The organism is Melioribacteraceae bacterium (assembly GCA_019638015.1).
GTDB lineage: Bacteria > Bacteroidota > Ignavibacteria > Ignavibacteriales > Melioribacteraceae > JAHBUP01.
Window position 1 is genome coordinate 158,231 of the sequence record JAHBUP010000001.1, and the last position, 23,430, is coordinate 181,660.

Below are 23,430 nucleotides of genomic sequence, written 5' to 3' on the forward strand. Positions count from 1 at the left end.
TGTTTGTTTACTTTTGGGTAAAGAGAAATTAACTTTGCCCGCATATTATAATTTTATTAAGAAAAACTTTAGGAACAAAAATGGCGCTTTGGAATAGTAGATTTAAAAAGCCGCTCGCTGAATCCGTATTAAAATTTTCCGCTTCAATTGATATTGATGGTAAAATGTATAATGAAGATATTGATGGAAGCAAAGCGCATGTTAAAATGCTTATGAAGCAAAAAATAGTAAGTAACGGTGATGGCCGCGCAATACTAAAAGCGCTCGAAGAAATCCGTGATGAAATTAAATCGGGCAAATTAAAACTTGATTGGAAAAAGGAAGATATTCACACGCTGATTGAGGATAGACTAACTGAAAAGATAGGCGAGCGCGGAAAGCGGCTGCACACTGCACGAAGCCGCAACGATCAGGTTGCGCTCGATGAACGACTATTTATGCGTAAAGAAATTGATAAGCTTGTTAAGCAACTTAGAACTTTCCAAAAAGTAATGCTGAAGATTGCGGATGAGCATAAACAAACAATAATTCCGGGGTTCACGCATCTTCAACGCGCGCAGCCGCTTTTGTTTGCGCATCATGTTTTGGCGTATGTATCAATGATTGAGCGGGATGTTGAGCGACTAATTGATTGCAGAAAACGCGCAAACCGGTCGCCATTAGGCGCCGCCGCGCTCGCCGGCTCCACACTCAAAATTGATAGAGATTATACCGCAAAACTTCTCAATATGGATACAGTAATAATTAACTCTCTTGATGCCGTAAGTGATCGCGATGTAGTTATAGAATTTATTTCTTCGTGCTCAATTATTATGATGCACTTAAGCCGATTGAGTGAAGAACTTGTGATGTGGAGTTCTCAAGAATTTGGTTTCGCTTTATTTGATGATGCTTACGCCACCGGTAGCAGTTTGATGCCGCAGAAAAAAAATCCCGATATACCAGAATTAGTTCGTGGAAAAACAGGCAGGGTGTTTGGGTCATTATTAGGAATCTTAACAATAATGAAAGCACTTCCACTAGCTTACAATAGAGATATGCAGGAAGATAAATATCATCTTTTTGCCGCAATTGAAACTACCGGCGAATGTATTCAATTATCAACAGAATTATTGAAGAATACAACTTTTAATAAATTAAAGTACGAAGAAATATTAAATGGCGACTTACTACTATCTACCGATTTAGTAGATTATCTTGTTGGTAAAAAGGTGCCATTTCGAGAAGCGCATCATATTGTTGGAGAAATCGTATCGGTTTGCGTTGAAAGGAAATTAAAACTAAATGAACTTCCACTCGCCGAGTATCGGGAGATTTCTAAAAAGTTTGAAAAAGATATTTTTGAATTATTAACAGCCCGGGCAAGTATCAGTAATAAAAAATCACTTGGAAGTACATCGCCAAAAGAGATTAGCGCTCAAATTAAAATGTGGAATAAAAAATTAAGTTAAACAATGAGTTTGACGTTGGTATATTTTTTAATATTAGCGTTGTTTTAAATTATAAAAACCTCAAAAAACATATAAACTATATTTGGCTAAGTCCGTCTAAAATGAGCAAATTTTTATATAAAACAGAGGAGTATATGAAGAACAGGTTTTTTAGTCGTATCACAATTTTCTTTACTATTGCAGTTTCTACAGTACTTTTTGCCGGCAACGGAAGTGATGAAATTAAAAAAAGGGGTTTTGACTTAAATAGCATTGACAAATCAGTAAAACCTACTGAGGATTTTTATCAGTTTGCTGTAGGAAATTGGTCAAAGAACAACCCTATTCCCGACGATCAGGTTAGATGGGGAACATTTACCATGCTTCAAGAAGAGAACAATAAAGTATTGAAGCAAATTGTTGAGGAAGCCGCTGCAAATAAGAATTGGGAACGTGGATCCGCAAAACAAAAGATAGGTGATTTTTTTGCTATGGGAATGGATTCGGTAAGAATTGAAAGAGACGGATACAAACCAATTATTCCCGAGCTTAATAAAATTGATGCTGTAAAAAATAAAAAGGAACTTATTAAGCTTGTGGCTGAATTTCACTTAAACGGCATAGGAAATTTGTTTGGGTTTTTTATTCGTGATGACGCTAAAAAGAGTATGTTAAACGCTCCTTATCTTTCACAAGGCGGTTTGGGACTTCCTGATGTTGAATACTACACCAAAGATGATTCCAGATCAAAAGAGATTAGGGAAAAATATGCTAAGCATGTGCAGAATATGTTTGAGTTAATTGATTTAAAAGATGATCAGGCTGAATTATTTTCAAATTCAATTTTGAAATTGGAAACAGAACTCGCTAAAGTATCAAATACACGACTCGAAAATAGAGATCCTCAAAAGACTTACAACAAAATGACAATTGGCAATTTGAGAAATATTTCAAATGACTTCGACTGGGATTTATATTTTAACTCATTAGGAATAGATAAAATTGATCTGATTGTTGTAAGCCAGCCTAAATATATCAGCGGTATGACAAAACTCTTAAATGAAATATCACTTAATGATTGGAAAATATATTTAAAGTGGTGCTTAATTCGTGACGCCGCTAATTCTTTAAGTTCTCCATTTGTTAATGAACGTTTTGATTTTACCCAAAAGTATCTTAATGGTGCAAAAGTAATTCAACCACGATGGAAAAGAGTTCTTGCAACATTAAATGGTTTTATGGGAGAGTTGCTCGGCGAAATTTATGTTGAACAAAATTTTCCTCCGGAAGCAAAAGCTAGAGCAAAAAAAGTAGTTGATAATCTCTTGATTTCAATGGGAGATCGAATAAAAGGTTTGGAATGGATGGGAGAGGCAACTAAACAACAGGCTTTAAAAAAACTTAGCACTTTTCAAGTAAAAATTGGTTATCCTGATAAATGGAAAGATTATTCCGAGCTTGAAATTGCAAGAGATTCCTATTTCAAAAACTTGAAGAGAGGAAGTGTTTGGGCCCGAAAACAAAACCTTAATAAACTTGGTACACAAGTCGACCGCACAGAATGGGGAATGAGTCCACAAACAGTAAATGCATATTATTCACCGACTAGAAATGAAATTGTATTTCCGGCTGGAATTTTACAACCCCCATTTTTCAATCAAAATGCTGACGATGCGATTAATTATGGCGCGATGGGAGCTGTAATAGGTCACGAAATTTCGCATGGTTTCGATGATCAAGGTAGAAAATATGATGAGAATGGAAATATTAGAGATTGGTGGACTCAAGAGGACAATGACAAATTTAAAGTGCGGGCAGAAAAATTAGTTAATCAATACAACAACATGGTTGTTGTAGATACTTTCAAAGTAAATGGCGCTTTAACTCTTGGCGAAAATATTGGTGATTTAGGAGGTTTGACTGTTTCTTATAACGCATTTAAAACTACCGACCAATATAAAAAGGGAGAAATTATTGATGGCTTCACTCCTTCTCAACGATTTTTCCTGGGTTGGGCACAAGTATGGGCAACTAATGCGCGCACAGAATTTTTAAAGAACCAAATTAAAACGGATGTTCATTCACCATCGGTTCAAAGAGTGAATGGCCCACTTTTAAATATGCCCGAATTTTTTAATGCCTTTAATGTACAACCCGGGGATAAAATGAGAAATCCCGAAGATAAAATTGTTAAAATATGGTAATTCAATTCTGAATGGAGTTGAGAGCTACTTAGCTTCTTTGTTATAAGAGACGAAATTAAACATTAATTATAAAGGGAAATAAATGCATTCATTAGAAGTGAAAAATCTCACCAAAAGATTTGACAAAATTCTGGCGGTTGATAATGCTTCTTTTCAGGTGCCCGAAGGATCTATATTTGGTCTTATTGGGAGAAATGGCGCCGGAAAAACAACCACGATAAGAATGATGATGGGAATCTATTTGCCAGATCAGGGTGAAGTACTGCTTAAAGGTGTAAAAGTAGGACAAGAGTTTAAAAATAGAGTCGGGTATCTGCCAGAAGAAAGAGGGCTCTATAAAAAAATGAAAGTGATTGATACATTAATGTACTTTGCAAGCTTAAAAGGAAAAGAAGGAAAGGAAGTTCAAAGAAAGGCTGATGAGTATCTTAAGAAATTTGAGTTGTTCGATCGCAGACTTTCGAAAATTGAAGATTTATCAAAAGGTAATCAACAAAAAATTCAATTTATTGCCACTATACTTCACGATCCCGATTTTATTATTCTTGATGAGCCATTCAGCGGTTTAGATCCGGTAAATACAAATTTATTAAAAGATATTATTCTTGAGATGAAGCAGAGAGGAAAAGTAATTTTATTCTCAACCCACCTAATGGAGTTTGCCGAGAAGATGTGCGATCATATCGCCATGATTGATAAAGGTAAAGTTATTCTTGAAGGTTCTATAAAGGAAGTTAAGTCAAAATACTCGCAAAGGAATGTAAGCTTGAGTTACGATGGCGATATTTCATTCTTGAACGGACATCCAGTAGTGGAGAAGATTGAAGACTTTGGAAATACTACCGGAATACGCTTAAAGGATGCGGCCAATACTCAACAGTTGCTAAAACTTCTTGTTGAAAGAAATGTAAATGTAAAAAAGTTTGACGCTAACGATATCTCACTTCATGAAATATTTTTAGAATTAGCCGGTAATGAAAATAGTGTCAATGTTAAGGAGGTGGGTAATGTTTAATAATAGAGTAATAGCCGTTATTAAAAGAGAACTTAAAGAAAAATTGTTCTCGAAAGCTTTTATTATTATGACACTTTTAATCCCCGGACTGATATTAGTTTTTGGTGGTGTGCAGGCATTACTCTACTCCACCGATAGCAAGAATTTGAAATTTGATTTTGTGGTTGAAGAAGCGGAATTAATACCACAATTCAAAACTGAATTTGCTAATACTAATTTTGTTAAAAGCCAGGGTTATGAATTCAATTATCTATCATTGAATCGTGATGAGTTAAATCAATATCTCGAAGAAATGAAACCAAAGGTTCTCGAAGAAAAATTGACGGGAATATTTTTTGTCCCATTAACCGCGCTCAAGGATAAGAAAGTTGAGTACTATTCAAAATCTCCTCAGAATATTTCACTTAACAGAGAGCTAGACGGACCAATTAATAAGGTTCTATTGGATAGTTATTTCTCGAACAAATCACTAACTAATGATGAACTGATATTTGCCCGTAAGGGTGTTGATTTCGCAGGCTTTAAAATTTCTAAAGAGGAAGCAATTGCTGAAGCTGGTTATGGCAATCTAATAATTTCTTATGCCTTTACTTTTCTTTTGTATATGAGTTTGTTGATTATGGGGCAGATGACTATGCAATCGGTGATAGAAGAAAAAAGCAGTAAAATTGTTGAGGTTCTTCTATCATCTCTTAGTCCAAAAGAATTAATGAGCGGTAAAATTTTAGGCGCTTCAATTACAGGTGGAGCGCAAATGGCGGTTTGGCTAATTACTATATTGGGCGTTTCTTCATCGGCGTTAATTGCGTTACCAAAAGAGATAACACTTAGTATTCAACCCGAATTGGTGATTTACGTTCTCATTAATTTTTTTATTGGATTGGTAATGTTTACCGCGCTATTTGCCACAGTTGGATCTATATTTGATAATCCACAGGATGCTTCCGGTGGAACTATGCCGATAATGATGCTTATCATCATCCCATTTTTTATCGCTATCTCTATGATGGAAAATCCTAATAAACCTTATGCGGAAATTGCCTCTATGATACCATTTTCATCAGTAATAGTTATGCCGGCAAGAATGGCATTGATAGACGTTCCCCTATGGCAACAGATTGGAGCGATTGTTTTTAATATAGCCGCACTATTCGCAATTTTCCCATTAGCAGGTAAAATTTATAGAGTTGGAATTCTCTGGACAGGCAAAAAACCAAAGTGGTCTGAGGTAATTAAATGGCTAAAGTATAAATATTAATTCTATTCTTTATTTAGAAAATCTCTTAACTTTAAACGGTTAAGAGATTTTTTATTTTTAAATGAACATTGAGGATGCTTAATTGAACGATTCAGAAATTCTGCCAAAATTAATTGATAAACTGGAGAAGGATTATTCACTTGAAAGAAATACTCTCCCGGCGGTAAATGATTTATCGGCAATACGCGAACATTTAAAAAAAAGAATTCTTCAACTACTTGCCGGCGATTATCAAAAATTTGTGAACAGTCTTTATATGCTCGATGTTAACGAAAATAAAGTCTCCGAAATAATGTCCGCAAAAAACAAAATTGAAATCCCCGACAAACTAGCCGATCTAATCATCGAGCGACAACTTCAAAGAATAAAAACCCAGCTACTATATAAATCGGGAAATCTATAATTTAATTTTATCTACCCCACTTTTCTTCCTATTTTTGCCTAACTTTTTAAAGAAACTAATCATTATGACAAAAACATTTTTAAAGAAGTACCCGATATTCGACTACCTCGCAATTCTAATTGGCGCCGCACTTATGGGAATTGGAATAGGAGTTTTTATGGTTGATGCCAAAGTTGTACCCGGTGGCGTTAGCGGATTAGCAATGGCAATTCATTATTTGTCCGGAAATAAAATTCCAGTGGGAATTTTGGTTTGGGTTTTTAATATCCCTCTTTTTATTTGGGGTTTAAAAGAACTTGGAAAAGAATTTGGTCTCAGAACTTTTGTCGGGTTTACATTAAGTTCTCTTTTTATTGATCTTTTTAGGGGAGATTTTCCCGGTCTGGGATTTATCAGACTTCAGGATTCGGCAACGGTTCAAGATTTATATAAGCACGATTTTCTTTTTCTAATTTTGATTGGCGCGGTTTTATTAGGTATTGGTCTTGGACTAATTTTTAAATTTAAGGGCACTACCGCAGGTAGTGATATTGTTGCCGCAATTATGCAAAAAAGATTCGGATTTAAGCCGGGTCAAAGTATCATGATGATAGATTTTTTAGTTATTGCACTTGCTGGTTTTATAATTGACGCAAAGGACCTTTCCCCCGATCGCCCGGCATTAACATTAACGTTCTATGCTCTATTTTTGTTGTTTGTCTCGTCCCGACTTATTGATGTAATTATTGATGGATTTGATTATGCCCGCGCTGTATATATTGTTACTGATAAATATAATGAGGTTGCTGAACTAATAATGAATGACCTCGGACGTGGAGTTACTGCAGTTAAAACAAGGGGCGTTTATCGTAATATTGAAAGAGAAATGCTAATGTGTGTGGTTCCCTTCAGGGAATTAACTAAACTTACCGAAATGATAAAGGAAATTGATCCAACTGCTTTCGTAATCATTAATAACGTTCATGAAGTTTTAGGGGAAGGATTTCGAAGAAGAATATGAAAAAAGTTGTTTTGTTGGTCTTTATAATTATCCTTTTTGTTTCGTGCTCGCAAAAAAAAGATGCTGATCAATTCTTAAGCAATGAATACTCTGTTCATGTTTTACCTCAAATCCAAAATTTAAATATTGATATACGTGAAAAGGATTATCAATCTATACTTGTATTGCTTCATGAAAAATTTAAGATCAATGAAATTAAAGAAAAGCTGAAAATAAAAGATGATAGAATGGATCTACTAATAAATGATCTTTATTCAAACGGATTAATTAAACTAAATGAAAATAAGGAATATATTCCAACTTGTTTTGTGATTACTGAATCGGATATAACGCATCTTCAAAGTTTTGTACAGAAAACCGGCGAGGAAATGAGCGGCATTGCTATTGACAGACTTGAGATTATCAAAAAGGAATACACTAATACTGATTTGGCAAGAAATCATTCTTTTGAAAATGCTTCTCTTTTTGTACTGGGGAATGTTGTGCATGGTAATTTTCAGTTAAAAAATGTGGAAGAGCAATTTTTAAAAGCGGAAGCTCCAAAACGGGGAAGTGAAAAAAGCTATGTCTCAATTATTCAAAAAAATAATCTTGATGAAAATTTTCTATTTAATTTATACACCCAAAAAGAAAATTTCATTGACTTAAAAGTAGTTTATACTTTTGGGAATGATCCATGGAAAAAGAAAGTGAATGATTCCAATCTTAAAATTGAGCCGCTTTTAATCTCCAAAAAAGATCAAGAGATTTTTAATTCATTAGCCGATTTAATATTTGAAGATATCTCAAATTATCTTGAACGAATTAAACCCTTAATGGTTAAGCTTTACTTAAATTCAAACTACAAAGAAGAAACATCCTTTCGGGAATTTAGTATGTGGATTTATCAGTTATTAGCTACATCTTCTATTAATTCCCTTTTTCAAAAAAAGTATATTACCGGTACCGAAAGTATTTCATTTCATTACCAGAATTAGGGAGTGAGTAAATAAGCGCCTCCAACAATTCAATAAAGATCTTGATTTTAATTGTCCAAGAACAAATTTGTCATTCATAAAAAATGTAGTCCATTTAATGTAAAAGTAGCTGTATCCGTTCAATACGGTTTTTATTGACAATTCCCGCATTATAAATTATCATAAAACTTAAAAATTCGGAGATTTGGTGAATATTCAAGAATTCCAAGCAACATCGAGTAAAAAATTTGAACTCAATAGTCTCTCTACCGATTATAATGATGAATCAGTGTCAAAAGAATCTGCCGAAAAACTTCTTAAAAATAATATTAAAAAAATAGCAGAATATCAGGAGATGCTTTATGCTCAAGACAAGTATTCCCTGCTTATAATTTTTCAGGCGATGGATGCCGCCGGAAAAGATAGCACGATTAAAAATGTTATGAGTGGACTTGATCCGCAAGGTACCCAGGTGTTTTCCTTTAAACAACCTTCATCAGAGGAATTGGACCACGATTATTTGTGGAGGATTAATAAAGCGTTGCCGGAGCGGGGCAGAATTGGAATTTTTAATCGGTCACATTATGAAGAGGTTTTGATAGTGCGTGTTCACGATTATGTAAAAAGGCAAAAAATCCCAAATGAGTTTATTAATTCAAATATATGGAAAGATAGATTTGAGCAAATCAGAAATTTCGAAAAACATATTTATCAAAATGGAACTCGGATCATCAAGATATTTTTAAATATATCGAAAGAAGAACAGGCTAAGAGATTCATTAAACGACTGGAAAATCCATCAAAAAACTGGAAGTTTTCTTCGGCCGATCTTGAAGAAAGAAAATTATGGGATCGTTATATGAGCTGTTACCAGGAAGCAATATCAGAAACTAGTACAAAATATGCTCCATGGTTTGTTGTTCCGGCAGATAAGAAATGGTACGCCCGACTTGTTGTTTCAGAAATTATTATTGATACATTAAAAGGAATGCAACTGCACTATCCCGAAATGAGTTCAGAACAAAAAGCTAGAATTGAAGAGTTTAAGCAACGACTTAAAGACGAATAGACAAAAAAATCAAAAAAATTTTTGTGCAGAAACAGATTAGTCTGTGTGAAATATTTACAATTTAATAAATAGGAGATCTAATGACAAAAGAACCTAAATCGGTTATACAGGAATTTTTAGATTCCGAATCAGCATCGGGAATTTTATTAATGGCTGCCGCGGTTCTAGCACTAATAATTGCAAACTCACCATTATCGAGTTATTATTTTAATGTACTAAACTCTTATATAACAGTTGGGTTGCCCTTCGTTGAGATAAATAAGCCGATGATTCTATGGATCAATGATGGGCTGATGGCTATCTTCTTTTTGCTGGTTGGAATGGAAATAAAGCGTGAGTTAGTAAAAGGGGAATTGTCAAATTTTAAGTCTGCGATGCTTCCCATCGTTGCGGCTGTTGGAGGGGCCGTTGCTCCGGCAGTAATTTATTTATCGATGAATGCCAATACTGAATATGAACCCGGATGGGGTATTCCAATGGCGACAGATATCGCTTTTGCGGTTGGTGTATTAACTCTTCTTGGCAGCAGAATACCGCTTTGGGCAAAAGTATTTTTGACGGCGCTTGCAGTTGTGGACGATCTGCTCGCGGTATTAGTAATTGCTGTTTTTTATACTGCAGATATTAGTACATCCGCATTGTTAATTGCTGCAATATCTCTTGGAGTTTTGGCATTCTTAAATTGGAAAAACATAAACTCGCTTGTACCCTATTTGTTGGTGGGATTAGTATTGTGGACGGCTGTTTTGAAATCGGGAGTTCACGCGACAGTTGCGGGAGTGTTACTTGGATTTTTAATTCCAGTCAGCAGAAAAATAAAGGAATCGGATTTAATAAATGACGCTGAAAAAGGGGTGAGCCTTTTAAAGAAATCTACAAAGGGAAACAATGATCATCATGATGATAAAGCAAGCGCCTTAAATTATTTGGAGGAGGTGATTAAAAATTTTGAGTCCCCGTTGCACAGACTAGAGCATAAACTTCATGGTTGGGTGGCATTTGCTATTATGCCTATTTTTGCATTCGCAAATTCAGGGCTGGCGCTGAATGCCGATGTAATAGGCAGCGCATTCTCATCTACCGGTACATGGGGAATAATTTTAGGCTTATTTTTTGGTAAGCAGATAGGAATATTTTTGCCTGCACTACTTTTAATAAAATACACCGAAACCAGTATTAAGCCTACAAAGAACAATATTTTAACTTTTTATGGATTGGCAATACTTGGCGGAATTGGCTTTACAATGTCACTATTCATCGCGAGCTTGGCTTTTCCAAATTCAGCAAATTTAGAAAACGCAAAGATTGGAATTATTGTTGTATCCTTAATTTGCGGAGTAATGGGTTATACTGTATTAAAGATGTTTACTAAAAAAGAATAAGTAATAACCAAATATCTAATATTTCTTGGCGGCAATATTTAGTGTTGCCGCTAAGACTACTTAATTAAAAACTACTTTAAATACTGATCCCGATCCTTTCTTGCTTGAAACCGAAACTTCAGCATTATTAAGTTCACAATATTTTTTTACAAGCGCTAAACCTAATCCGTTACCTTCATAGTTTCTTGTATATCCAAATTCTTCTTTGGTAAAAGGTTGAAACATATTCGCTAAATACTCCTCACCAATACCAATTCCAGTATCAAATATTTCAACTTGCACATTGTTGTTTTTATTTCTTTTAAGAATTATCTGAACTTTTCCCGAACTAGTATATTTTACCGCATTGTCTATTAAATGCAAAAATATTTGCCTTATTGAATATTCATCCCCCTCAACTTCTCTAATGTTATCGTCATTCATAATTCCCAAAAGTATATTCTTTGTCTCTGCAATAGGGAGATAATCGGTATAAAGTTTTGATAAAATATCAAAAAGATCGACAGTTTTAGATCGATAATTATAATTTCCGGTTTGAAGTTCACTCATATTCAAAATTAACTCAACAGTCCTCATTATTCTCTTACCCTCATCGGAAATGATATTAAAACTGTTCCGAAGTTCATCATCAACTTTATCTTCCAATTCTTCTTTGATCATACTAGAAAAATTTAAAATTACATTGAGAGGCGTTCTAATTTCATGTGACATTTGTGCTAAAAATTCTGATTTAAGTTTATCCGATTTTTCCGCTTTCTCTTTAGCTTCAATCAATATTTTTTCGGCGAGTTTTCTATCGCTAATATCCTCAATGGTTCCCTCATAATATTGAACCCGACCCTGTTCATCTTTATAAATTCGTGAACTTTCTCTAATATCTACAATTGATCCATCTTTTTTTCTAAAGGCAGATTCGAACCCAAGTATGATTTCCCTTTTTTCTATTTCATTAATGAATGTTTTGCGAGTTTCAGGATTGGCATATAATTCGCGTGCGTCAAGTGATCTAAGTTCTTCAAATGAATCGTAACCTGTGATTTTTAATAATGCCGGATTGGCAAGTATAATTTTCCCATTAGGAGAGCTTCTATAAATTCCAACTGATGCATTTTCGAATAATCCTCTAAAACGTAATTCGCTAGCCCTTAAATCGGCCTCATTCTGTTTTCGTTCTGTGATGTCTTGTTTAATTGCTACAAAATTTTCAATCACACCGGAAGCATTTTTAACTGGAGTTACAATCATTTCTTCGTAGTAAAGAGATCCATCTTTACGCTTATTGATCAATTCGGATCGCCAAGTCTCGCCGGCTTTAATTGTTTTCCAAAGCAAATCATAAAACTCGGAGGAATGCTGGCCCGATTTTAGAATTTTTGGATTTTTGCCCAGAACTTCATTTGGTGCGTAACCTGTTAATTTAGAAAAGGCTTTATTAACCCACTCAATTCTCCCCTCGCTGTCGGTAATCAAAATAGCATTAGCTGCGGCATCTAACGCGTTGCTTTGTAAAAGAGATTGATCTTCTACGGCTTTTTGTTCGGTGATATCGGTAATAAATCCTTCTAATCCAATCAACTCATCCTGGTCAGAAAAAATAGCTGAACCCTGCTCCCACACCCATTTATCGTAACCGGCGGCTGTTTTAATTCTATAAATTAATTGAAAAGGTTTTTTCTCTTCAACTGCTTTTTGAACTTGTGGAAAAATTTTTTTGAAATCCTCAGAGTTAATAAGCTTATAGTAAGAGATGTTTCTATTATTAACTATATCCGAAGATTTATAACCGGTTATTTGAACGCATTTATCACTCACAAAATCGAATGACCAAATGTCGGATCCCCTGCTTCGATAAACCATTCCCGGCAAGTTTTGAATTAGAGTATCCAACTTTCGTTGACTCTCAATCAATTCTTCTTCGGCTATCGTAGCTTTACGCATTCCCTTTTCTGCGGTCATCTTTATGTTTTTAACTTTTTGATCAAATTCTGTTTGAATGCGTTTTGATCGATAGTAAAAATAAAACGCAAAAAAACTAAGAATTAATATTGATACGATTAATGCGTACTGAGTAAGTTTAAAAATACCCAATTGCGATTTAATTGAGTTAGTTAAATATGATTCAAGAAGTTGAGTGCTTTGCTCAACTTGGTTATACAAAGCTTTCCATTGGGTGTTTAAAGTTGGGCTGGATAACGAATCTAGTGCAATCATATCGCTGGACAAACCACGAAAGGCAAATAAATCTATCTGAAGTTTTTGTATCTGTTCATTTAAGTAAGTTGAAGGTTCTGTAATTGGAAAAATATTGAGGTGATCTTTTTTCTCTAAAATATATTTAGAATTAAATTCGATGATATCAAAATATTCCCACATTTTTTTAAGGGAGGTTGTGTCTTTGGTTGAAGAATATTCGAGAAAACTTATCCTGGATTTTGCGACATCAACTTTCATCCGAACGGCTGAGTCTATCAAATCGGAATAAATAAAATTAATTCTAATGCCCGAAAATAAAACGTAACCAAACACCATTACGGCTAAGAAAAGTACTACAAGCATAAAGATTGAGAATAGATCTCTGCTGGATGATATTTTCCTTTTGTGCGACAACAATTCCCCTATTAAGTATAGATCAACATTTGCGAAAATTAACCTTCTATTTAGAAACCATGCAAGAATTAGTAAAAATTAGTTGTGGTAAATAATATACTCCCAGGGCTTCATTTTAATGATTAATTCATTATGCAAACTAACGTTTTTTTTGCCAAATAAGTCATTATAAGTACCACTTAAATTTTCATCTTTTAGTTTGACCGTCTGTTCATCTGCCGATAAATTAAAAAGTGCAATTATCTGATCAGCTTCTTTTTTTCGAGTGAATGAAAAAACGGCACTGTTATCTGTTTGAAGTTTAATTAGCTGACCGCCAGCTTTTCCGTTCCACAAAGCCGAATTAGTTTTTTTCAGATTAAAAAGTTCTTTGAAAATAGTTTCGAATTTACTTTTTTTCCACTCAATAGGATCTTTCTCGAAAAAATTTAGTCGTTTATCTAAACCCGCTTCTTGGCCACTATAAACTAGAGGCATTCCCGGAACCACTCCAATCATCGCCGAAAATAGTTCAGCGGCCTCACCATATCTCTCTTTATCGGTTCCATTCCATGTGTTTTCATCATGATTTGTTGTGAATACCATTCTATAATCATCATCTGAATAAATCTTCTTTTCATTTTCAAAAAAGGAATAAAAATCTTTGGTGCTTTTTTCTCCTTTTGCAAATCCCACAAATAAATCTTTTAATTGCCAATTGTAAGTCATATTAAAAGCTTGATGTAATTCCGGTTCATGGGCTTCAGCCAACATAAAAACCGGTTTTATTTCATCCAGCTGCGGACGAGCCCATTTCCAAAATTCAAGAGGAACCATCGCGGCAACATCACACCTAAATCCATCAATATCATGATTTTTTACCCAGTATTTCATAGCGTCAACCATGGTTACCCATAATTCCCTGTTGTCATAATTTAGATCAATAACATCGGACCAATCTTCGACGGGCGGCGTAAATTTTCCTTCATTGGTTAATGTAAAAAACTCAGGATTTGTTTTGGTCCAAACATTATCCCACGAAGTATGGTTTGCAACCCAATCAATAATTACGCGCATTTCATATTTATGAGCCGTATTCACAAGTTCCTTAAAGTCATCTATTGTACCAAATTCAGGATTTACCGCTGTGAAATCCTTAACCGCATAATAACTACCCAGCGAGCCCTTTCTATTTAATTCTCCTATCGGATGAATTGGCATCAACCATAAAATATCAATTCCCATTTCCTTTAATCGGGGTATTTGTTCGGTAACTTTATCAAAACTCCCTTCTTTGCTGAACTGCCTTACATTTACCTCATAGATTGTTGCATTTTTAGCCCAATCGGGGTGAGTAACCAAACTATTTGTTTCACTTTTTAAAATGTCTGTTGAAAGACAAGCGGGCAGTAATATTATTGTAATAAACAAAGATATAAGTTTTATAAAAAAGTTTTTTTTCATATGATTTTCCTACCAATATTGTATTCCTTGATTAAAATTAGTTAATTTATTTCTGTAACTAAATTTCTTTTTTAATTTTAATTAATTATTTATGAGTCAAAAGAAAGCAAATAAGATTGTATCCGATCCGGTTGTTAAGTTTTTTGCGAGCGTTGTGGGGATATTCGTAATTGCTTTTGTCCTTATGGAATTAAAACACATTTTTATTCCATTTGTTATTTCATATTTCTTGTTTTTCTTTTTTGAGCCTTTAAATGATTTTTTAAGTTCGAAACGTATACCCTTATCACTAATTATAGTTGTAAACCTCCTTATTGTAATATCAATTATTTATGGAGTTTCAATTATAGTAATCGATTCATCAACATCCCTGGCGGCCAAACTTCCCCTCTATGAGAGAAAATTAAACGCTTTAGTTAGTGAGGCGGCAGTATCGCTGGGAATTAAAAACCGCGCTTTCACAAGTTTTAACATTTCTAAAATGTTGCAATTAACCGATTACACAACTGTTGCCTCGGGAGTGTTTAACTCAACAATATCAATGTTTTCAAGTATATTTTTATCTCTCTTCTTTTTCATTTTTATTTCCAGCGGTCATAGTAAAATAATTGAAGCAATAAGATTACGTTTTGTTGAAAAGGAAATAACATCAGCCCTTAAAAGAATCAAAAAAGAGTATGAGGAAACTCATGAAGTACATAATGAATCGGAAACAGAGGAATATCTCGCCAACGTAACTATTCAGAGAGAAGAAAGATTAAGAAAAACATTCAAAGATATAACCCAGCAGGTTCAAAAATATGTGGTAACAAAATTTTTAATAAGCTTAAGTGTTGGACTGGTGGTGGGTATTATTCTATGGTTGTTCAAGGTTGAATTCTATATAATCTGGGGAATATTATCGGCATTGCTAAATTTTATTCCCAATATCGGGTCTGTTATTTCTACAATTCTGCCCGGTGTAACAGCGCTAGTACAATATGAGTCTTTTGGGTATGCTTTCTTAATTGTTGCGATAATAATTTTCTTTCAAAACGTTATTGGTAATATAATTGAACCAAAAATATTTGGCGATAGACTGGGATTAAATCCCCTGGTAATACTTATTTCTTTATTAGTTTGGGGATATTTATGGGGGATAATAGGTATGTTTCTCTCGGTACCCTTAACGGCAATTATTAAGATTGTAATTTCTAACTCTCACTCAAAAAACATGCAATTTTTTACAAATCTAATGAATAATTAATTACCTAACCCCATTCTTGCGTTGCAACAAATTCCCTATGTAACACATTATCTTTTTATTATATTTGTCTCAATTGAAATAAATATGTTAAAATAAAAAGAAGAAGAAGAACAGTACATGATTTGTGCTTGGCAGTTGCTATTTAGGGAGGATCTCCTTGAATAGAGGAAAGTCCGAACTCCACAGAACAAAGTGCCGGGTAACTCCCGGGGTTCATTTATTGAACACGGAAAGTGCCACAGAAAAGATACCGTCCCGATTTAGCGGGATAAGGGTGAAAAGGCAGGGTAAGAGCCTACCGCTCTAAAAGTAATTTTAGAGGTCTCCAATGGGAGAGTTCCGAATTATTTCGGAATCAGGGCAAACCCCACTTGGTGCAAGGTCAAGCAGAAGGTTTCTGAGGTTTTGCCTCAGATAGAGTTGTTCGCTCTAACTCCTTCGGGTAGATCGCTAGATTCCGAAAGTAATTTCGGAACGAGACAAATAACTGCCTTCCCGATTAAATTCGGGAATACAGAATTCGGCTTATAGCACAAATCATACTTTCTCTTCTCCGGAGAATACCATGGTATCAAAACGATGGAATCTCAGAGAAGCACCGGATGAAAGCAAAATCCTCGCGCTGTCTGATAGTTTGAATATTTCAAACATTCTTTCCAGTCTATTAATAAATAGGGGCATTTCTAATTTTTTCGAAGCCAAAGCTTTCTTTCGCCCTTCACTAGATATACTTCACGATCCTTATCTTATGAATGGAATGCATGAAGCCTCTCAGAGAGTGATGAATGCGTTAACCAGCCGTGAAAAAATCTGCGTCTATGGAGATTATGATGTTGACGGCACTTGTTCCGCGGCAGTAATGTATCTATTCCTTAAGGAAATGGGGGCAAATGTTGAAACATATATTCCAAACCGATTAACTGAAGGATACGGAGTTTCAATTCAAAGTATTGATTATTTACACAATCGGGGAATAAATTTAATAATTACAGTGGATTGCGGAATTACCGCAGTTGATGAAATTGCACATGCAAATAGATTGGGCATTGATACTATTGTGTGCGACCACCATCAGCCTAAAGAAATTTTACCCGAAGCTTTAGCAATCCTTGATCCAATTAAACCGGGCTGTAATTATCCCTTCAAGCATTTATCGGGCGCGGGAGTTGCCTTTAAATTAGCTCGGGCGGTAGCTTATAAAATTGGCAAAAAAGAATTACCTCTTAAATATCTTGATCTCGTTGCGCTTGCCGGAGCCGCCGATATTGTTCCTTTAATTGATGAAAATAGAGTTCTAGTAAAAGAAGGGCTCGATATTATTAACACAAATCCACGTCCAGGAATTGCGGCGCTTATCAAATCGGCAAAACTTGAACCGGGTAACTTGTCTGCCGGACAAGTTGTATTTACAATTGCTCCAAGGATTAATGCTGTTGGGAGACTTGGCGACGCGAACCGTGCGGTTGAATTATTTACTACAAATGATTTTGATAAAGCATTCGAACTTGCTCAAGTTCTTGAAGATGAAAATACCGAACGAAGAAAAATTGATGAAGTTACTTTTTCTCATGCAATGAATTTGGTGGAAACCTGTTTTAATTTTGATGACGATTTGGCAATTGTTTTACATGATGATAATTGGCACCCCGGAGTTATTGGTATAGTTGCATCTCGCTTGGTCGAAAAATTTAACCGTCCCGCGGTAATGCTAACCACTATAGATGGAGTAGCAAAGGGTTCAGCAAGAAGCATTCCCGGTTTTAATATTTATGATGCGCTCCTAAGCTGCGACGATATACTTCTCCAATTTGGCGGCCATGCTGCTGCGGCAGGACTAGCCATAGAAATTAGTAATCTGGACGAGTTTAAACTTAGGTTTAATACTATTCTGAAAAAAACAATTAACTCAGAAGATATTATTCCGGAAATCATGATTGACGCTAAGTTATCATTTTCAGAGATAACACCAAAATTTTTAAGAATACTTGATCAGTTTGCGCCATATGGTCCAGGCAACATGCGTCCTGTATTTCTCAGCGAAAATGTTTCTTTTGTTCATCCGCCTAGAATTGTTGGTACAAACCACATTATTACCAGCTTTAAACAAAATGGTCATGATAAAGTTTTTGATGCCATCGGTTTTAATCTTGGTCAATTTGTTCCATTAATTGCACGCGAAAAACATGTTGCCGATATTGTATATACTATCGAATCAATTCAAAAGGAGGGTAAGACTTATCCTCAAATTAGAATTAAAGACATGCGAATTAAAGAGAAATCAAACGGTAATTTATAGTTGATAAAATGCGAATAATAGGAGTGGACCCGGGAACACTTACTACGGGTTATGGAATTGTGGATTTTTCTAGGGGGGAATTAGAATATATTTCTTCCGGTACAATCAATATCTCCTCAAAAAAAGAAATGCCATTCAGATTAAAACAGATAAGCGATGAACTTATTTTATTAATCAATAAATACAAACCTGATGAATTCTCCCTCGAGACTGCATTTTATGATAAGAATATTCAATCTACTTTAAAGATTGGATATGTGAGGGGAATTTCTATGCTCACCGCCGTTAACATGAAATTAGAGATTAGAGAATACTCTCCTCGGGAAATTAAAAAATCAATTGTAGGAAATGGCGCCGCTTCAAAAGAGCAAGTACAATTCATGATTAAAAAACTTCTCGATCTCAGAAAACCTAAAATGAAATTTGATGAGACGGACGCTCTTGCCGTAGCTATTTGTCACGCTTTCAAATCGACAACCGCTGTGAAAAAGGGGAAAAGCTGGAAAGATTTTATTGCGGCTAATCCAGATAGAGTTATGGGGTAATAAAAAAAGCATTGTGCATGAATTTGAATGGTTTTCAACTTGGTATTGCGGTCCGATTCTAATATTTGCCTTTAGCGGCCGCATATTTTAGTTTACGGCTGCATTTCTAACAATAATTATTCTAACATGATTGGATACATCAGCGGAAAAGTAATCAACAAAAAACCAACAAAAATTCTTGTGGATGTTAATGGTGTTGGTTATTTAATTAATATATCAATCAGTACGTTTGAAAAAATTGGCGACAACGATACTGTATCTCTCTATACATATTTAAGTGTAAAGGAAGACGCTCTCGATCTATTCGGATTTTACAGTCTTGCCGAAAAAGAAATGTTTGAACTGCTGATATCGGTCAATGGAATCGGACCTAAATCGGCTCAAAGTATATTATCGGGTATTCAAATTGATGATTTGAAATCCGCAATCTTTAATGGCAATATCGATAGAATAGTATTAATTCCGGGGATCGGAAGAAAAACAGCCGAGCGGTTAATAATAGAACTACGCGATAAAGTTGATTCTATTGGTGGTGACGGTGAAATAGGAAATACACAGTTTTCTAATGTTAGGGGAGACGCAATTACAGCTTTAGTTAATTTGGGATATAATCAGAAAACAGCAGAAAGAATTGTTAGAGCAATTACCGATAAAATCCCAAATATTTCCATCGAAGAATTAATAAGAGAAGCGCTTCTAAACTTGAATAAATAAATGCCTCCAAACCCGCTTGGCCTGGAGGCGTTGAACAAAATCAATCTTTGAATTTAATTGCGTTATCCCCGGACAAATCTTTTCCAAAATGTTTTTTATAAACCGCTAAATATTTTTTGTGAAGATTGTCGTCAACTTTCTGGCCGTTAACAACCATTTGATCTTTTGATAGCTCAAAATCTTCAATGTCATCTTCCGAAGTTATAAAACCATCGGCGATTAATTCTTCCTTCACATCATGCATAAATTTTCCAAACTTCTTCATTTCTTTTCCAAACTTGTTCATCTCGGCACCAAATTTTTTCATATTCAAACCAAACTCTTTCATATCCATCTTGAAGTTTTCATTATTCCACTTTTGTTTCGATAACTCTTCTTTGAGTTTTTTCATTTCTTTTTCTAAATCCACTTTCCATTCTTTCATTGACTCTTCGAACTCCTGACTATCAAACTCTAACTTATTGAGATTGTTGTTAAGTCCATCAAACAAATTATCGGGAAGCGGCGGAATTGGCGGAATAACTATTTGTGGAATAGTAAAGGATTTTCCTGCAAGATCTTTATTCCAATGTTTCTTAAGCGCGCGTAATTCTTTATGCAATCCGTTGGTGTCAATGTTCATTCTAAAGTGATTGGCAAAAGGGAACCCGTCGAAATTGAAATTAAATCTCGTAGAATCGGTTACTCGTATTTTTTTTCTTGCGGCATGATATTTTTCAGAGCTCTCCCGATACTTTTTAAGACTCTCTTTGTATTCTTTTTCAGCTATCTCAAATTCCTTTAATTGTTGATCAATTTTCTCCTGATATTGAGGCAGTTCTTTGTCATCAACCTTGTTCCCATTAATAGAGAGTTGTTCCAGTTTTCCGTTATTTAGTTTTGCTTTGTATTTAACTTTTTCTTCCCCCTCTTTCTCTGTAAAGGTTATGGATTTCTTTTTTGACTTCGAGGAATCGGGGATACCAATCAAATTATCAGAAGATTTCAGTTGCATTTGTTTCTGGAATGATACAATAGATGCGTTGTTTGTTCTTATCTCGGAAACACTGTTTCCGGATGATGGAGATGATGTTACCAATGTAGCAATGCCAATAAGCAGGAGCATTATTACAAACGCGGTAAGTCTCACCCCGTAATTTGCGAGTAAATTATTTTTCTCGTTCATTCTTTTTATTCTCCTCAATAATGAATTTTCTCCTGTTAATGCAAGAGCAGGTTTATTTGAAAGGTTTGTTATAAGCTGAAGGTTATACAAAGCTTTTGAATATTCTACTGTATTGCCTGTGATTTGAACTGTCATATCATCGCAGCAATTTTCTCTTTCATCTCTTATTATTGAAGAGATCCACCAAATGGCGGGATGATAGAAAAATATTGATTCGGCGAAACATTGTATCAGATTTACCAAATAATCATTTCTTCTTAGGTGAGCAAGCTCATGAATAATTATAGCTTCAATTTGTGTTTGTGACATTCCATTCATTATACCAAGCGGTAATAAAATAATTGGTTTAATAATCCCGAATGCTAAAGGAACTACAGTTTTGCACGACTCAAAAACTTGTACTTTTCTTGGAAAATCAAGTTTTGCTTGAAGTCCTGCTATTGTCTTCTCCCAATGATCATTTAAATCAACTAATCCACTTTTTCTCATTTTGTGCAAAAAATAAATTCCGCCGCTGATTTTGAGAGTGAATAAAAACATACCAATAAACCAAACCATTACAATCAATGGTAAATTGTTCCCGAATGTATTTTGAATATTTTCAAGTATAGATTTTTCACTGCCCATCACTAAAAATGAGTTTCCATTAATTTCCACCGGTGTAGAATTCTCGGTAGAAATTGAGGCCATTGTTACCTGTGAGACTTTTTCATAATGATAGATGAAAGTTATCAGCGCGCAGAAAAGGAAAAAGAAAAGCGATGCTGTTGCAATACTATATCTTATCTTGGAATTATTTTTTTCTGTAAAAAGATAACCAACAAGTATGATGATTGCTGAAAGCGCTCCCTGCCAAAAGGAATGAAATATTGTCCACCCAAAAGAGTAAATTAATTCATTTGGTAAAAATTGATTAAAGTAATTCATTTTTAATCCTTTTCCATTTCATTTAATAATTCACGAATCTTCTTTAATTCTTCTTTCGATGGTTTGGAATTTCCAAGTGCCTGCATGACCAATTTTGCGGCCGACCCGCTGAATGCCGAATCCAATAATTTATCAACTAATACTTTTTGAACATCATTTTCATAAATCGCGGCTGAATAAACATGACTTCTCTCATCTTCGTTTCTAAATACAAGTCCCTTTTCATTCATAATTTGCAAAATTTTTAGTGTGGTTGTATAGCCGGTATCCCGTTTAAGATTTAATATTTCATTCACCGCTTTAACAGTTGAACCTCCCTCACTCCATAAAATTTGTAATATCTCCAATTCGGATTCGGTTGGTTTTGGAAGATTTTTTTTGCTCATCATAGTTCCTTTTTCTGTTCAGTTATTGTGACGAAATCAATTACGAAAAGTTTCGTAATTAAATTATACGAAAGACTTCGTAGATAAAAGGGAAAAATTTGGTTCTTGCGTTGGGGGTGAGTGAGTAAAAAATATACGGGTATAAGGCTTAAATACTATTTAAGGGCGTTAAAATTTGGGGACCAACGTTCTTGCCACTCGGGATATTTCTTCAAGACTTCTTTTGGTTCATTAGTATACCAGGCGTAGCCGGCTCTTCTTTCGGGGTGAACTTCGGCCAAAGAATAAACAACAATTTTATCACGATTACAGAATAATGGGCGGTGAGTTTCTAATTCATAATATCGAGCCCAAATAGGAGGCGCGTCAAAATCTTCAACCGCAATTACATCCCTCGTAACAGTACTGTTTTGATATTTTACTGGTTCGGTTCTTATGGTCTTCAACTTCAAATTATATATTTTTGATTTTTCGAACCATTGTACCGCTCCATTAATGGCATCAATTATTCTTTGGTTTGGGTTTTCTAGATTCATAAGGAAAAGCACCAAATCGCTGCTTTCTCCGTTGCAGATACTTGGAGGTTCAAATGCCCGGGCCCAGGTTGGTTCAAGAGTTTCGAAATCATGCTGCTGACCCCACACAGTCAATTGCCCATTTTGCCTTATCTGGCATTTTAAAACACAATCAAGCCCCAATAGGTATGAATCTCGTACTTTATTGTAAAGAGTAGAATCAACAAAACTATATATTGGTAATTTTTGAACTATATTATTTAAAAGTGTAAGTATGCCTGACATAACGCCATCATTAAATGTGATGTGTTTATCATAACCTTTTGAAGGAGGATAATATTGGGGCCAACCTCCATTTTTATATTGGGAATTAATCACAAAATTGATTCCGTTTATGCAAGCTTCTTTATATTTATCATTCCTAGTTACGGCGTAAACTTGAGCAAGATAATGAATATGAGTGTGAGTGGTCCAATTATCGTAGGTTGTATTCTGTTCACTTTTTGCTTCGGTTACTTTAGATTTTTGCTCTTCACTTAAAATTGCGAGCATATCATAGTTTTTTGCCCAGCCCCCATTTTTCTTTTGAAATAAAAGAATGTTATCGGCAATCTCCAATATTTGATTAGGGGAGTATCTAGGTTTTCCTGGGAGCGGCTCAATGATATTATCATCAGAATTTATATTATACCAATGCCGGGCGCTATTATCAAAACCGGAAACATCTATTTTATTAAAGGAATTTTGCCCAAAAGATAAAATTGGAAATAATATTAAAATTGCTAGAAGAAGTAATAAATTTCTAAACGATTTGCTCTTCATATCATAAAATAATTATTGGAAAATCTGCGTAACAATAAATCAAAAAT

At 34.8% G+C, this 23,430-nt stretch carries 18 protein-coding genes and 1 other RNA gene; 14 read left to right on the plus strand and 5 right to left on the minus strand.

All coding sequences use genetic code 11. The features are described from left to right. The first annotated feature begins 80 nt into the window (after positions 1–80). The 9 genes from argH (at position 81) to nhaA (ending at position 10,717) form a co-directional block, all read left to right on the plus strand. Positions 81–1,451 carry an argininosuccinate lyase gene (gene argH / locus KF816_00665; GenBank protein ID MBX3006514.1) on the plus strand — a complete coding sequence of 457 codons (1,371 nt, stop codon included), beginning with the start codon at positions 81–83 and terminating at the stop codon, positions 1,449–1,451. Positions 1,452–1,585: 134 nt separating this feature from the next. After that, positions 1,586–3,634: a M13 family metallopeptidase gene (locus tag KF816_00670; GenBank protein ID MBX3006515.1), complete on the plus strand. Its 2,049-nt coding sequence runs from the start codon at positions 1,586–1,588 to the stop codon at positions 3,632–3,634. Positions 3,635–3,716: 82 nt separating this feature from the next. Beyond that, positions 3,717–4,649, plus strand: coding sequence for an ATP-binding cassette domain-containing protein (locus KF816_00675; GenBank protein MBX3006516.1), 933 nt, complete (start codon positions 3,717–3,719; stop codon positions 4,647–4,649). Further along, positions 4,642–5,907, plus strand: coding sequence for an ABC transporter permease (locus KF816_00680; protein ID MBX3006517.1), 1,266 nt, complete (start codon positions 4,642–4,644; stop codon positions 5,905–5,907). Before KF816_00675 ends, KF816_00680 begins: the two co-directional genes overlap by 8 nt. Before the next feature lie 82 nt (positions 5,908–5,989). Continuing rightward, positions 5,990–6,310, plus strand: coding sequence for a hypothetical protein (locus tag KF816_00685; GenBank protein MBX3006518.1), 321 nt, complete (start codon positions 5,990–5,992; stop codon positions 6,308–6,310). Positions 6,311–6,374: 64 nt separating this feature from the next. Then, positions 6,375–7,310 carry a YitT family protein gene (locus KF816_00690; protein ID MBX3006519.1) on the plus strand — a complete coding sequence of 312 codons (936 nt, stop codon included), beginning with the start codon at positions 6,375–6,377 and terminating at the stop codon, positions 7,308–7,310. Continuing rightward, positions 7,307–8,287 (plus strand): hypothetical protein, encoded by a 981-nt coding sequence (locus KF816_00695; GenBank protein ID MBX3006520.1) that lies wholly within the window; start codon positions 7,307–7,309, stop codon positions 8,285–8,287. The genes KF816_00690 and KF816_00695 overlap by 4 nt, the downstream gene beginning before the upstream one ends. Before the next feature lie 187 nt (positions 8,288–8,474). Beyond that, the gene (locus tag KF816_00700; protein MBX3006521.1) at positions 8,475–9,335 is read left to right on the plus strand and encodes a polyphosphate kinase 2 family protein; all 861 of its coding nucleotides are present in this window, start codon (positions 8,475–8,477) and stop codon (positions 9,333–9,335) included. Positions 9,336–9,415: 80 nt separating this feature from the next. Further along, positions 9,416–10,717 carry a Na+/H+ antiporter NhaA gene (gene nhaA / locus KF816_00705; protein MBX3006522.1) on the plus strand — a complete coding sequence of 434 codons (1,302 nt, stop codon included), beginning with the start codon at positions 9,416–9,418 and terminating at the stop codon, positions 10,715–10,717. A 60-nt stretch (positions 10,718–10,777) separates the two neighbouring features. On the opposite strand, the gene KF816_00710 is transcribed toward nhaA, so the two are convergent. Both KF816_00710 and KF816_00715 read right to left on the minus strand, forming a co-directional pair. Continuing rightward, positions 10,778–13,324, minus strand: a complete 2,547-nt coding sequence (locus tag KF816_00710; GenBank protein MBX3006523.1) for a PAS domain S-box protein — start codon at positions 13,322–13,324, stop codon at positions 10,778–10,780. A 78-nt stretch (positions 13,325–13,402) separates the two neighbouring features. Then, the gene (locus KF816_00715) at positions 13,403–14,767 is read right to left on the minus strand and encodes an alpha-glucosidase C-terminal domain-containing protein (GenBank protein ID MBX3006524.1); all 1,365 of its coding nucleotides are present in this window, start codon (positions 14,765–14,767) and stop codon (positions 13,403–13,405) included. A gap of 91 nt (positions 14,768–14,858) precedes the next feature. On the opposite strand from KF816_00715, the gene KF816_00720 reads away from it, so the two are divergent. The 5 genes from KF816_00720 to ruvA all read left to right on the plus strand — a co-directional run bounded on the left by KF816_00720 (position 14,859) and on the right by ruvA (position 19,568). After that, positions 14,859–16,013, plus strand: a complete 1,155-nt coding sequence (locus tag KF816_00720) for an AI-2E family transporter (protein ID MBX3006525.1) — start codon at positions 14,859–14,861, stop codon at positions 16,011–16,013. A 118-nt stretch (positions 16,014–16,131) separates the two neighbouring features. Further along, positions 16,132–16,557, plus strand: an RNA gene (gene rnpB, locus KF816_00725) — RNase P RNA component class A. Positions 16,558–16,578: 21 nt separating this feature from the next. Further along, entirely contained in the window at positions 16,579–18,309 is a 1,731-nt protein-coding gene (gene recJ / locus KF816_00730) for a single-stranded-DNA-specific exonuclease RecJ (GenBank protein MBX3006526.1), read from the plus strand. An 8-nt stretch (positions 18,310–18,317) separates the two neighbouring features. After that, a complete protein-coding gene (gene ruvC, locus KF816_00735) occupies positions 18,318–18,854 on the plus strand; it encodes a crossover junction endodeoxyribonuclease RuvC (protein MBX3006527.1) in 537 nt (178 codons plus the stop codon). 126 nt (positions 18,855–18,980) lie between these two features. Next, positions 18,981–19,568 (plus strand): Holliday junction branch migration protein RuvA, encoded by a 588-nt coding sequence (ruvA, locus tag KF816_00740; protein ID MBX3006528.1) that lies wholly within the window; start codon positions 18,981–18,983, stop codon positions 19,566–19,568. A gap of 40 nt (positions 19,569–19,608) precedes the next feature. Here ruvA and KF816_00745 read toward each other — a convergent pair whose 3' ends face one another. The 3 genes from KF816_00745 to pelA all read right to left on the minus strand — a co-directional run bounded on the left by KF816_00745 (position 19,609) and on the right by pelA (position 23,383). Beyond that, positions 19,609–21,660, minus strand: coding sequence for a M56 family metallopeptidase (locus tag KF816_00745; GenBank protein MBX3006529.1), 2,052 nt, complete (start codon positions 21,658–21,660; stop codon positions 19,609–19,611). Between the two features lie 2 nt (positions 21,661–21,662). After that, positions 21,663–22,049, minus strand: a complete 387-nt coding sequence (locus tag KF816_00750; protein ID MBX3006530.1) for a BlaI/MecI/CopY family transcriptional regulator — start codon at positions 22,047–22,049, stop codon at positions 21,663–21,665. 152 nt (positions 22,050–22,201) lie between these two features. Beyond that, complete coding sequence (gene pelA, locus KF816_00755; GenBank protein MBX3006531.1) at positions 22,202–23,383, minus strand: pectate lyase; 1,182 nt, start codon at positions 23,381–23,383, stop codon at positions 22,202–22,204. Positions 23,384–23,430 lie beyond the last annotated feature (47 nt).

Coding starts and splice junctions, on each gene's coding strand:
- pelA (MBX3006531.1), bottom strand. CDS start 23,383: ATGAAGAGCAAATCGTTTAGAAATTTATTACTTCTTCTAGCAATTTTA.
- KF816_00670 (MBX3006515.1), top strand. CDS start 1,586: ATGAAGAACAGGTTTTTTAGTCGTATCACAATTTTCTTTACTATTGCA.
- KF816_00680 (MBX3006517.1), top strand. CDS start 4,642: ATGTTTAATAATAGAGTAATAGCCGTTATTAAAAGAGAACTTAAAGAA.
- ruvC (MBX3006527.1), top strand. CDS start 18,318: ATGCGAATAATAGGAGTGGACCCGGGAACACTTACTACGGGTTATGGA.
- KF816_00690 (MBX3006519.1), top strand. CDS start 6,375: ATGACAAAAACATTTTTAAAGAAGTACCCGATATTCGACTACCTCGCA.
- KF816_00695 (MBX3006520.1), top strand. CDS start 7,307: ATGAAAAAAGTTGTTTTGTTGGTCTTTATAATTATCCTTTTTGTTTCG.
- KF816_00720 (MBX3006525.1), top strand. CDS start 14,859: ATGAGTCAAAAGAAAGCAAATAAGATTGTATCCGATCCGGTTGTTAAG.
- argH (MBX3006514.1), top strand. CDS start 81: ATGGCGCTTTGGAATAGTAGATTTAAAAAGCCGCTCGCTGAATCCGTA.
- ruvA (MBX3006528.1), top strand. CDS start 18,981: ATGATTGGATACATCAGCGGAAAAGTAATCAACAAAAAACCAACAAAA.
- KF816_00750 (MBX3006530.1), bottom strand. CDS start 22,049: ATGATGAGCAAAAAAAATCTTCCAAAACCAACCGAATCCGAATTGGAG.
- recJ (MBX3006526.1), top strand. CDS start 16,579: ATGGTATCAAAACGATGGAATCTCAGAGAAGCACCGGATGAAAGCAAA.
- KF816_00745 (MBX3006529.1), bottom strand. CDS start 21,660: ATGAATTACTTTAATCAATTTTTACCAAATGAATTAATTTACTCTTTT.
- KF816_00715 (MBX3006524.1), bottom strand. CDS start 14,767: ATGAAAAAAAACTTTTTTATAAAACTTATATCTTTGTTTATTACAATA.
- KF816_00675 (MBX3006516.1), top strand. CDS start 3,717: ATGCATTCATTAGAAGTGAAAAATCTCACCAAAAGATTTGACAAAATT.
- nhaA (MBX3006522.1), top strand. CDS start 9,416: ATGACAAAAGAACCTAAATCGGTTATACAGGAATTTTTAGATTCCGAA.